Annotated in this window: 5 protein-coding genes; 2 read left to right on the plus strand and 3 right to left on the minus strand. The window is 63.0% G+C overall.

From position 1 onward, the window contains the following. Nucleotides 1–55 precede the first annotated feature (55 nt). Nucleotides 56–193, plus strand: a complete 138-nt coding sequence (locus ABCW43_RS14820) for a hypothetical protein (protein ID WP_345925720.1) — start codon at nt 56–58, stop codon at nt 191–193. A 99-nt stretch (nt 194–292) separates the two neighbouring features. On the opposite strand, the gene ABCW43_RS14825 is transcribed toward ABCW43_RS14820, so the two are convergent. Both ABCW43_RS14825 and ABCW43_RS14830 read right to left on the minus strand, forming a co-directional pair. Continuing rightward, entirely contained in the window at nt 293–1,456 is a 1,164-nt protein-coding gene (locus ABCW43_RS14825; RefSeq protein WP_345925722.1) for a M20 aminoacylase family protein, read from the minus strand. After that, entirely contained in the window at nt 1,434–1,667 is a 234-nt protein-coding gene (locus ABCW43_RS14830; protein WP_345925724.1) for a hypothetical protein, read from the minus strand. Before ABCW43_RS14830 ends, ABCW43_RS14825 begins: the two co-directional genes overlap by 23 nt. 222 nt (nt 1,668–1,889) lie before the next feature. Between ABCW43_RS14830 and ABCW43_RS14835 the strand changes: the two genes are divergently transcribed. Further along, the gene (locus ABCW43_RS14835) at nt 1,890–10,394 is read left to right on the plus strand and encodes a glycoside hydrolase family 94 protein (RefSeq protein ID WP_345925725.1); all 8,505 of its coding nucleotides are present in this window, start codon (nt 1,890–1,892) and stop codon (nt 10,392–10,394) included. Between the two features lie 91 nt (nt 10,395–10,485). On the opposite strand, the gene ABCW43_RS14840 is transcribed toward ABCW43_RS14835, so the two are convergent. Beyond that, nucleotides 10,486–12,273, minus strand: coding sequence for a glucan ABC transporter ATP-binding protein/ permease (locus ABCW43_RS14840; RefSeq protein WP_345925727.1), 1,788 nt, complete (start codon nt 12,271–12,273; stop codon nt 10,486–10,488). Between the last annotated feature and the right edge of the window lie 161 nt (nt 12,274–12,434).

Here is a 12,434-nt window from a genome sequence, read left to right on the forward strand (position 1 = left end):
GCTAGCATAGTGAGAACGCTCGAAAAAGGGCGGAACCAGAACCCGGGAGACATCCATGCGTCATATCGAGCATCAGACACGGTCTTTCCCAGTCCGCGGCGCCGCGGGCAAATGGCAGTGGGCGGTCAATACCGCCCTGGTGACGGCAGCCTTCATCTTTGTCGGCGCCGTGACACTCGGCCTTTTCCCCTGAGGCCTTCGGGCTTCGCCTTTTGAAATTCGGGCTTGGTCCTCCCAAGGCCGAAAACACCTCCCGCGCTTCGCCGCCCGGGAGGTGTTTTCGTTTAAGGGCCTATTTCGGCGGCAGATAGGCTTCGGCAAGCTCCACCCAGAAGCTCGTTCCGATCGGCAGCGCGTCGTCGTTGAAGTCGAAGCGCGGGTGGTGCAGTGGCGGATCGTTGTCGGTGCGCCGGGTGCCGAGCAGGAAATAGGTGCCCGGCCGCTCCGCCAGCATATAGGCGAAGTCCTCGGCGCCCATGGACGGGCGGGGCAGGTCGACGACCTTGTCCTCGCCGAGGACATGCCGGGCGAGATCACGGACGAAATCCGTTTCCGCCTTGTGGTTGATGGTCGCCTCGTAACCGCGCTTGTAATCGAGCGTGACGCTCATGCCGTAGCTGGCGGCCTGGCCTTCGGCGACCAACCGGATGCGCCTTTCCAGCTCGTTGCGGACGTCCGGATCGAAGGAGCGGATGGTGAGCAGCATTTCCGCCCGCTCGGGAATGACGTTGCTCGCCATGCCGGCGTGGAAAGCGCCGACGGTGATCACCATCTGGTCGAGCGGATGAATGTTGCGCGAGGCGATCGTCTGCAGCGCCATGATGATGCTCGCGCCGCAGACGATCGGGTCCGATGTGTCCTGGGGCTCCGCGCCATGGCCGCCGCGGCCATTGACCGTGATGCGGCATTCGTCGACGGCGGCCATCATCGGGCCTTCCTTCACGCCGATCTGGCCGAAGGGCAGGCTGGGGTCGTTGTGCAGGCCGAAGACGGCATTGCACGGAAAACGCTCGAAGAGGCCATCCTCGATCATCAGCCTGGCGCCGCCGAAATTCTCTTCCGCCGGCTGGAAGATCAGGTGGATGGTGCCGTCGAAATTCTTCCTCTCGGCAAGGATCCTGGCGGCGCCGAGCAGCATGGCGGTGTGGCCGTCATGGCCGCAGGCATGCATCAGCCCCTTGTTCTTGCTCGCATATTCCGCACCGGTTTCCTCCTCGATCGGCAGCGCGTCCATATCGGCCCGGATGCCGATCGACCGGCCGCTGGTGCCGTTCTTCAGGGTGGCGACCACACCCGTCCGGCCGAGACCGCGGGTGACCGCATATCCGAGGTCGGCAAGCTGCCGGGCGACGAAGTCGGACGTGTTGAATTCCGCGAGGCCGAGTTCCGGATATTGATGAAGGTAACGGCGGGTGGCCACCACGTCGGCCATGTCATTGGAAAACTGGATCGTCATTGCTCAAAACACCGAAAGTTCGATTGGATTGGTTGCGGGGCACGACGAGATCGCCCTTGTGTCTGAGATAAATAGCAGCGCCGCTTTTGGAAGGTAACCCTCGGCGTTTAAATTTCCCTCTGTCCAGCTGCCGCAAGACGTTCAGGTGGGCCTGTCGTGCAAGGGCGAAATTTGCCGCATTATCAATGGGCTGCCTCCGTTCAGGTTCCATTCAGGCTATCCTCGCTAGAGCCGGAACATGTGTCAATCCGCAGGAAGTGAGCAATAGATTCCCGTCAGTCGTTTGCAATATCCGGACTGCTCTCTATTTCCCATCCTCGCGGGTTTGCATCCGGCCGGTCACCATAATCCAAATGATGACTGGCGCTTCCGATGCAGGCCGAGTAAGGCGAGGCCGACAAACCCTTAGAGTTTTCACCAGAAGCCCGTATCCATGTCATTTCACACTACGCCGTCAGCTTCCTCGCGCGAAACCGAAGCCAAGCAGATCGATCACAACGACTCGATCCGCTCGACCTATTTCAACATCGATGCATTGAGGGAATGCGGCGAGAAACTTGGCAAGGAGGGCACGCCCAGCCTGCCGGGCGTCCTGGAGTTCGAATTCTTCAAGCGGCATCAGGAGAACGAGAAGGAGATCCTGCGGGTCTACCGGGCGACTGCCACCGACGTCGATGCCGGTGCGTCGATCACGCCCGCCGCCGAATGGCTGCTCGACAACTATTACATCGTCGAAGAGGCGATCCAGGAAGTCCGCCGCGACTTCCCGAAGAAGTTCTTTCGCCAGTTGCCCACGATGAAGGTCGGCGGCCAGGAAATGCCGCGCACCCTGGTGCTCGCCTGGCTCTATGTCGCCCACACGCACAGCAGCGTTTCCCGCGAAGCTCTGGCCGCGATGGTCGATGGGTTCCAGGTCAAGGAACCGCTGGAGATCGGCGAACTCTGGGCACTGCCGTCGTTCATCCGTTTCGTGCTGATCGAGAACCTGCGCCGCATCGCGACCCGCGTCGATCGCTCCCGCAACATGCGCCGCCGCGCCAACGAGACGGCCGACGAGATCATCCGCCTCAATAACGAGGAGGCGAGCGCCGATGTCCTGAAGGGCATCGAAGCCCTGACCAACGACAATACGTTCACGGCCCAGTTCCTCTACCGCCTTCGCAACGCCTCCCAGACCTCGGGTTTTGCCGTCGCCTGGCTGGAGCAGCGTCTCGAACAGGCCGGTACAGACGTCGAAGAGGTGATGCTCGCCGAGCAGAACCGCCTTTCGTCCGGCAACGTGACGATGGGCAATATCATCAAGAGCCTGCGCGAGATCGACGATACGGAATGGAGCGTCTGGTTCGAAGACGTCTCGCAGATCGACAAGATCTTCCGCCAGCGCACCGACTACCAGGCGCTCGATTTCGGCTCGCGCAACGCCTATCGCAACCGTATCGAACAGATTGCCCGCCGCTCCCGCAAGAGCGAGGCCGAGGTTGCGGAGGCTGCCATCCAGCTCGCCGAAAAGGCGTCGGGCGAAGAAAACGCCGACCCGCGCGAGACCAATGTCGGCGCCTTCGTCGTCGGCCGCCGGCGGCGGGAGCTGGAAGCGGCAGTCGGTTACAGTCTGCTGTTCGTCCAGAAATTTGTCCGCCTTGTTCGCCGCCTCAACTGGTTTGCGATTGCCGGCCCGGTCATCCTGATCACCGTTCTTGCCATGGCGATTGCCGGCTGGTTCCTGGTGCAGGCGGATATTCCGCTGCCGGTCGTCTTCTGCTTCCTGCTGATGTTCGCGCTGCCGGCTTCCGAGGGCGCGACCGGTCTGTTCAACACGCTGGTGACCTATGTGGTGAGACCGGCCCGGCTGGTCGGCTACGAGTTCAAGGAAGGCATTCCGGAAGCGGCAAGAACGCTGGTCGCCGTCCCCTGCCTGATCACCGACCGCGATACGGTGGACGAACTCGTCCGCAACCTCGAAGTCCATTATCTCGCCAATCCGCATGGCGAGATCTATTTCTCGCTGCTCAGCGACTGGCGCGACAGCAAGTTCGAGGAGACCGATACCGACCTGGAAATCCTCGACTATGCGAAGCGCGAGATCGCGGCGCTCAACGCCAAGTATGGGGAAGACGGCAAGGCGCGCTTCTATCTGCTGCATCGCCGCCGGCTGTTCAATCCGAACGAAGGCGCATGGATGGGCTGGGAGCGCAAGCGCGGCAAGCTGCATGAACTCAACATGCTGCTGCGTGGCGATCGCGATACCAGCTATCTTACGGGCGCCAACACCGTGCCGGCCAACGTCCAGTACGTCATGACGCTCGATGCCGATACGCGCCTGATGCGCGACGCGGTGACCAAGCTCGTCGGCAAGATGCACCACCCGATCAACCAGCCGGTGCTCGATCCGAAAACCAATCGCGTCATCCATGGCTACGGCCTGATGCAGCCGCGCGTGACGCCGTCTTTGACGACCGGCAAGGAAGCCTCGGTCTTCCAGCGTGTCTTCTCCGTCGGCCGCGGCCTCGACCCTTATGTCTTCACCGTTTCCGACGTCTACCAGGACCTGACCGGCGAAGGCAGCTTCACCGGCAAGGGCCTCTATCACGTCGATGCCTTCGAGGCTTCGCTGAAGGGCCGGATCGATGAGAATTCGGTGCTCTCCCACGATCTTCTCGAAGGTTCGTTCGCACGCTGCGCCCTCGTCACCGACGTGGAGCTGGTCGAGGACTTTCCTGTCCGCTACGAGGTCGAAGTCTCGCGCCAGCATCGCTGGGCCCGCGGCGACTGGCAGCTCCTGCCTTACATCCTCGATCCGAAGCGGGGCGTGACTGCGCTCGGCCGCTGGAAGATGATCGACAACCTGCGCCGGTCGCTGACCCCGATCGCCTGGTTCTTCGCTTCCGTGCTCGGCTGGTACTTCATGGATCCGCTCGGCGCGCTGATCTGGCAGATCCTGCTGATCTTCTCGCTGTTCGTCGCTCCGACCCTCAGCCTTGTCACCGGCCTTCTGCCGGGCTCTACCGATATCGTCCCGGGCGCGCATTTTTATTCCGTCTGGTCGGACATGCGTTCCGCCAACGCACAGGTCGCGCTGCGCGTCGTCTTCATCGCGGATTCCGCCTGCATCATGACGGACGCGATCTCCCGGTCGCTCTACCGCCTGTTCTTCAGCCGGAAGCTGATGCTGGAATGGCGCACGGCTGCGTCGATCCAGTCGAGCGCCCAGGGCAGCCCGCAGGATTACTACAAGACGATGTGGCATGCGCCGGCGATCGCCGTGCTCAGCATCATCCTGGCGGCCATGCCGGGCGACAATGCGTTCCTGGTCGGTATTCCGTTCGCCGTGCTGTGGATATTCTCGCCGCTCGTCGCCTGGTATGTCAGCCAGTCGGCCGAGACCGAAGACCGGCTGTTCGTGCCGGAACCCGTGTCGGTCGAACTGCGCAAGATCGCCCGCCGCACCTGGCGGTATTTCGAGACCTTCGTGACCGCGGAGCAGAACTACCTGCCGCCGGACAATTTCCAGGAGAAGCCGAACCCGGTCATCGCCAAGCGCACGTCGCCCACCAATATCGGCGTCTACCTGCTGTCGACGATCTCGGCGCGGCATTTCGGCTGGATCAGTTTCACCGATACGATCGAGCGCATCGAGCAGACGATCTCGGCGGTTGAAAGAGCCGACAAGTTCCGCGGCCACATGTACAATTGGTATCATACCGATACCCTGCAGCCGCTGATGCCCCGCTACGTCTCGTCGGTCGACAGCGGCAATTTCGCCGGCCATCTGATCGCCATCTCGTCGGCTTTGCGGATCTGGGCAGAAGCCCCTTCCGCGCATCTCCAGGGCAATCTCGACGGCCTCGGCGACGTTTCCGGTATTCTGGCCGAGACGTTGAAGGCCCTGCCGGACGACCGCAAGACCGTGCGCCCGCTGCGTCGCCGTCTCGAAGAGCGTATCGTCGGTTTCGGCAACGCGCTCGCCGCGGTCAAGCGCGAGCATGAATTCGCATCGATCCGGATCATCAACCTCGCCGTGCTTGCCCGCGACATCCAGAAGCTTGCGCTCAACCTCGACCAGGAAGTCCGTTCGGCACAGAGCGATGAAGTTATCCGCTGGTCCGCTTCGCTCGTCACCGCCTGCGAGGCCCATATCGCCGACAGCGTCTTCGACAATGCCAATATCGAATCGCTGCGGGAGCGGCTCGGCGTGTTGCGCGACCGAACCCGCCGCCTTGCTTTCGCGATGGATTTCAGCTTCCTGTTCCGCAAGGAACGCCGCCTTCTGTCGATCGGTTATCGCGTCGAAACCAACGAGATCGATGAAGCCTGCTATGACCTGCTCGCATCCGAAGCGCGCCTGACCAGCCTGTTCGGGATTGCCAAGGGCGACCTGCCGACCGAACACTGGTACAAGCTCGGCCGCCAGGTCGTGCCGATCGGTGCGCGAGGCGCCCTGGTCTCCTGGTCCGGCTCGATGTTCGAATACCTCATGCCGCCGCTCGTCATGCAGGAGCGCCAGGGGGGCATTCTCAACCAGACCAACAATCTGATCGTCAAGGAACAGATGAATCATGGCCGCCGCCTCGGCACGCCATGGGGCATTTCGGAAGCGGCGTTCAACGCTCTCGACCATCAGATGTATTATCAATACTCGAACTTCGGGGTGCCGACGCTCGGCCTCAAGCGCGGTCTCGGGCAGAACGCCGTCATCGCTCCCTATGCGTCGATCCTGGCCAGCCAGTACGATCCGATCGCTGCCTCGGAAAACCTGACCGAACTGCGCTCGCTCGGAGCGCTTGGGGTGTTCGGCTTCTACGATGCGGTGGATTTCACGCCGACCCGCGTGCCGGAAGGCAAGCGCTACGCGGTGGTGTTCAACTATTATGCCCACCACCACGGCATGTCGATCGCCGCGATCGCCAACGTCGTGATGAACGGTCTGCTGCGCGAGCTCTTCCATTCCGACCCGACCATCGAGGCAGCTGAACTGCTGCTGCAGGAAAAGGCGCCGCGCGACATTCCGGTGATGAGCGCCAAGCACGAAGAAACCCCCGGCAAGGGCCAGGGGGAGCTGCTGCGCTCGGAAATCCGCACCATCACCAACCCGGCCACCAAGGACCGCGAACTGGTGCTGCTCTCCAACGGTCACTACTCGGTCATGCTCACCGCGACTGGCTCCGGATATTCCCGCTGGAACGGGCTGTCTGTCGCCCGCTGGAAACCCGATCCGACCGAAGATCGCTGGGGTCAGTTCCTGTTCCTGCGCGACACCACGACCGGCGAATGGTGGTCTGCCACCGCGGAGCCGCGTCGTATCGAAGGCGAAAAGACCAGGGCGATCTTCTCCGACGAACGGGCGGAATTCCACAAGACGATCGGCGACCTCACGAGCACGGTCGAATGCATAGTCGCGAGCGAACACGATGCCGAAGGCCGCCGCCTGACACTGCTCAACATGGGTACCGAGGATCGCTTCATCGAAGTCACCTCCTATATGGAACCCGTGCTGACCACCGAGGACGACGACAACGCCCACCCGGTCTTCCAGCGGATGTTCGTCCGCACGGAAATCGGCCGCCGCGGCGACGTCATCCGCGCGTGGCGCAACAAGCGCGCGCCGAACGAGCCGGACATGGTGATTGCCCATCTGGCGGCCGACAATGCCGGTTCTGCTCGCCCCACCGAGTTCGAGACCGACCGCCGCAAGTTCCTCGGCCGCGGCCGCACGCTTTCGGAAGCTGCCGCCTTCGATCCCGGCGCAACGCTGTCGGGCACCGACGGCTTCACGCTCGATCCGATCCTGTCGCTGCGCCGCGTCGTGCGCGTGCCGGCCGGCAAGAAGGTGAGCGTGATCTTCTGGACGATCGCAGCGCCCCGTCGCGAAGAACTCGACCAGGCGATCGAACGTTATCGCCATCCGGACGCATTCCAGACCGAGCTCACGCAGGCTTGGACGCGCACGCAGGTACAGATGCGCCATCTCGGCGTCTCGTCGCAGGATGCGGCGGCGTTCCAGCACCTGGCGCGCTATCTCATCTATCCGGACATGCAGCTGCGCGCCGACCAGGCGACCATCCATGCGGGCATGCAGCCGCAGTCGTCGCTCTGGCCCTCGTCGGTTTCCGGGGATTTCCCGATCTTCACGCTGCGTATCAACGACGACAACGACATGCCGGTCGCCAAGGAGGCGATGAGCGCCCAGGAATATCTGCGCTCACGCGGCGTGGTCACCGACCTCGTGATCTTCAACGAGCGGGCGGCCTCCTACGCGCAGGAAATGCAGCAGGCACTGGAACATCTTTCCGAGAGCGCCCGCCGCCTCAGCCAGCAGGAGGGCCAGCGCCAGCATGTCTTCTCGTTGCGCCGCGACATCATGGACGACGAGGGTTCGGAAGGCATGATCGCCGCATCCCGCGTGGTTCTGCACGCCCGCAACGGCAAGATCAGCGACCAGCTCAACCGCACGGCGACGATTTTCGCACCGCCGAAGGACCAGCAGATCGAGGTCGACCGCCGTCCGCTTCTGAACGGCGAGATCTTCCAGCCTCCGGCTCCGATCGAGGCACCGGCGGATCTCGACTTCTGGAACGGTTTCGGCGGTTTCACCAAGGACGGCAGCGAATATGTGGTGCGCCTGCACGGCGGCCAGTCGACGCCGCAGCCGTGGATCAACATCATCTCCAACGACAAGTTCGGCTTCCACATTTCGGCGGAAGGGTCAGGCTTCACCTGGGCCAAGAATTCCCGCGACTACCAGCTGACGACCTGGACCAACGACATGGTCATCAACCGTCCCGGCGAGGCATTCTACATCGCCGACCGGGATAACGGCGCCGTCATGACGCCGTTCGCGGTCCTGTCGCGCAAGCCGGAGGTCAAGTTCGAGGCCCGGCACGGCCTTGGTTACTCGGTCTTTTCGAGCGAAGAAGAAGGCCTGAAGATCAGGCTGACCCAGACGGTCGACCGGACGCGGGCGGTAAAGCTCTCATCCATCCTTCTCCACAACGGCGGTTCGGAAACCCGCAGGCTGCGCGTCTACGGTTATGTGGAGTGGCTGCTCGGCGCCAATCCGGCCCGGTCCATCCCGTTCATTCTCTCCAGCCGCGACGAGGAAACGGGGACGCTTTTCGCCACCAATTCCTACAGCATCGACTACCGCCGCTTTGCCTTCATGGGCATGAAGGAGACGCCGGTCGGCTTCACGGCGAGCCGCCGCGAATTCATCGGCCGTTTCGGTTCGGTGCAGATGCCGGGGGCGGTGATGTCCGCTTCCGCGCTCAACAACGCCCTCGATCTCGACGGCGATCCCTGCGCGGCACTCGCCTACGACGTCGAGCTCGCGCCGGGCGAAGAGAAGACGGTGACCTTCTATCTCGGCGATGCCGATACGAAGGAAGAGGCTCAGGCGCTGGTCGCTCAGCTGCGCGGCGAGGAGTTCGTTCCGATCCTTGAGGCGAACCGCGACTTCTGGACCGGGTTTACCGGCCGCCTGAAGATCTCGACGCCGGACAAGTCGCTCGACAACATGGTCAACCACTGGCTGCCCTACCAGGCGCTCGGCTGCCGCATCATGGCCCGCACCGCCTTCTACCAGGCATCAGGCGCCTTCGGCTTCCGTGATCAGCTGCAGGATACGCTCGCGTTCCTGGTGCACGAGCCGTCGCTCGCCCGCCGCCAGATCGTCAACGCGGCTTCGCGGCAGTTCAAGGAAGGCGACGTTCTGCATTGGTGGCTGCCGGGCTCCGGCGCCGGCGTCCGGACGATGATCTCCGACGACGTCGTCTGGCTGGCCTACGGTATCCACCAGTATGTCTCGGTAACCGGCGACGCATCGCTGCTCGACGAGGAACTGGCGTTTATCGACGGTCCGGTGCTCGAAAAGAACAAGCACGACTCCTTCATCCAGCCGACGGTCTCGACCGAGACCGCAACTGTCTACGAGCATGCGGCAAGGGCGCTGGACCTGGCGATCACGCGCACCGGCGACAAGGGGCTGCCGCTCATCCTCGGTGGCGACTGGAATGACGGCATGAACCGCGTCGGCATCGGTGGTCGCGGCATGAGCGTCTGGCTCGGCTGGTTCCTGGCCGCAGCACTGCGCAACTTCCTGCCCTATGCGGAAGCCCGCAAGGACAAGAAGCGCATCCAGCGCTGGACGGATCATATCGAGACGCTCAAGCAGGCGCTCGAAAAGGCCGGTTGGGACGGCACCTACTATCGCCGTGGCTATTTCGACGACGGCTCACCGCTCGGCTCGAGCACCAGCGACGAATGCCGCATCGACTCGCTCGCCCAGTCCTGGAGCGTGCTCTCGGGCGTCGGCGATCCGGAACGTGCCGCCCAGTCGATGGATGCGGTGCTCGAAAAGCTGGTCGACAGCCAAGCCGGCATCATTCGTCTCTTCACGCCGCCGTTCCAGGATACCCGTAAGGATCCGGGCTATATCAAGGCCTATCCGCCAGGTGTGCGTGAAAACGGCGGCCAGTATACCCATGCGGCGATCTGGGTCGTGCTGGCGCTGGCGGCGCTGAAGCGGGGCGACGACGCCTGGAAGTGCTTCCAGATGCTGAACCCGATCAACCATGCGCTCGATCGTGACGCGGCCGAGACCTATCGCGTCGAACCCTATGTGGTGGCGGCCGATGTCTACGGTCATGGTTCCCATACCGGTCGCGGCGGCTGGAGCTGGTATACGGGTTCGGCGGGCTGGCTCTACCGCGCGGCGACCGAAGGCATCCTCGGTATCCGTCGCCAGGGCGACCGGCTGTTCGTCAATCCGGTGCTGCCGACCGACTGGAATGGCTTCACCGCGGAACTGACCATCGAGGACACGGCGCACAAGATCGTCGTCGAGGGCAACAAGGTGACGATCGATGGTCAGGCGGTCAATGAAACGGAAGGCTTCCTGCTCGGCGGGGCGGATGCAAAGCGTCTGCCGGAACCGGCCAATAGCTGAGCCTTCGGCCGGCCAGGAAGCTGGAAGCTGTCAAAAGAAACCCGCCGCCATGTGAATGGCGGCGGGTTTTTCATTGAAGTTCCCTTAGCGATCAGGCGGGTAGCGATCCGGCGGGCTGGGCCAGCGAACCGCCAGGATCCTCCGCGTCCTCGTCGTCGGTCAGGATGCCGCTTGCCTTCAGCAACGAGGCGAAGCGTCCGCCGCTGGCGCTGAGTTCCTCATAACTGCCCATTTCGGCGACGCGTCCGTTCTCGAGGAAGATCACCTTGTTCGCATCGCGAACGGTCGAAAGCCGGTGGGCGATGATGAAGGTGGTGCGGTTCTCGCGAAGGCGGTCTATGGCTGTCTTGACGCGAGCCTCGGTCTCGACGTCCAGCGCACTGGTCGCCTCGTCGAGTACAAGGATCGGGGCGTTCTTGAGGATGGCGCGGGCAATGGCGATACGCTGGCGTTCGCCGCCGGACAGACGGTTGCCGCGCTCGCCGACCGGGGTCTCGTAGCCGTTCAGCCGCGTTTCGATGAACTCGGCGGCAGCGGCGGCTTCTGCCGCCCGGGCGATCTCCTCCTCGCTGGCGCCCTCGCGGCCGAGGCGGATGTTCTCGCTGATCGACCGGTTCAGGAGGCCCGCATCCTGGAAGACGGTGGCGATGGAATGGCGCAGCGATTTGCGGGTCACCTTGCCGATATCGACTCCGTCGATCAGGATCTTGCCCTCCTGCGGGTCGTAGACGCGCTGCAGGAGGTTGATGAGGGTGGTCTTGCCGGCGCCCGTCGGGCCGACGATGGCAACGGTCTCTCCGGCTTTCGCCGTGAAGGAAACGTTGTGGACGCCCTGGCTGGTGCTGGCAAAGCCAAAGGAGACATCGCGGAATTCCACCTCGCCGCGAACCTCGCCGAGGTCGGCAGCATCGGCCGGCTCGGCGCGCTCTTCGACGGAATCCTCGAGGATGAAGAAATCCTCGAGCTTGGCACGCGCTTCGAAGATCTGCGTCGCGAACTGGCGCAGCAGATCGAGACGGCCGATCAGCAGGTTGGCGAAGCCGATGAAGGCCACGACATCGCCGACCCGGATTTCGCCGCGCTGGACCAGAAGCGTGCCGATGACCAGGATGACACCCATGGACACCGTCGAGGCCGTGCGGTTGAGCGCACCCGCCAGAGCCCACCAGTCGAGCACCGGATACTGGGCGGCAAGCAGGTCCTTGGTGTAGTCCTTGAGCGCCAGGGTCTCGGCCTCGATGCGATTGTAGCTGTGCAGCACCGATACGTTGCTGATCGCGTCGCTCACATGCGAGAAGACCGTGTGGTAATGGTTTTCGACCGACGCCTGCCCCTCCTTGGTGCGGTTCATCACCGTCACGCCGATGATCCAGTAGAGGATGCTCAGCACCAGAAGGACGAGGCTCAGCCGCCAATCCATCGAGATCGCCGTGGGGACCAGCAGGACGAGCGCCACAGCGGTGGCGAGATGGGTACGCATGAATTCGAGCCACAGGCCGAACAGGCTCTCTGCGGCACGCAGCAGGGTGTGCAGCGCGTGGGAGGTGCCACGGGTGTGGTGCCAGGCGAGCGGCATGGAGATGATGCGCCCGAAAGCCTCGGTCAGCAGCGATGCGCGGCGGCCATGGGCGAGCCTGTCCGCCTCACGGGCGACAAGCACATAGGCAACGGTATTGAAGACGCCGAAACCGGCCCATAACATCAGGACTGGTGTGACATTACCGCCGGACGAAATGGCATCGATGATCCGGCCGAAAAGGATCGGTTCGGCAATGGTGATGACGGCAAGCACGATATTGGCGATGACGACGGCGCCGACGCGCCATTTGTTCTTCGCCAGATATTGGAGCGCTCGTGCGTAAACCTGGAACAGCGTCAACTGGCGCAACCTCTTTCATATGGAGCCGCCATCGGGGCGGCGCCGGTAATCTAGTGATCGGAAACGGCAATTCCGCGACGGAAGCCGGAGATAATACTCTTCTGCCAGAAATGTTTCATGGAGGGCAAGGCTTCCCGCAATCAGTGTCTTGAACCAACCCA

This window comes from Neorhizobium tunisiense, from assembly GCF_039631515.1.
GTDB lineage: Bacteria > Pseudomonadota > Alphaproteobacteria > Rhizobiales > Rhizobiaceae > Neorhizobium.